1 pseudogene is annotated in these 294 nt (G+C 66.0%); it reads right to left on the reverse strand.

What is annotated here, in order from left to right:
- Positions 1-294, reverse strand: a pseudogene (locus ACQG3P_RS19250) (S9 family peptidase); the annotation flags it as partial.

The raw sequence follows: 294 nt of genomic DNA on the forward strand, positions 1-294 counted from the left end.
GCAGGCGGCTCTTGACGTCATCCAGCACGTTGAGCACCAGGGGGTTCTTCGTCCAGCTCGAGCCGGCCCGCGAGGTGGTCGCGGTGGGGGCGCACAGCACCTCGAAGTCGCGCTTGCCGGCAATGAAGTCGTCCAGCTTGGTGATCAGCAACGACCCGGCGGCATAGGTCTTGCCACCCACCGTCCACGGATCGCGCAGCTCCAGGGTGAGCCACTGCTTGCGCAGGCCTATTTCGGCCGAGTACGGCGCATCGATCCTGGTCAGCGTGCCATCGTCGGCGCGCAGGTAGATCT

The organism is Stenotrophomonas sp. SrG, assembly GCF_050031795.1.
Classification (GTDB): domain Bacteria; phylum Pseudomonadota; class Gammaproteobacteria; order Xanthomonadales; family Xanthomonadaceae; genus Stenotrophomonas; species Stenotrophomonas rhizophila_A.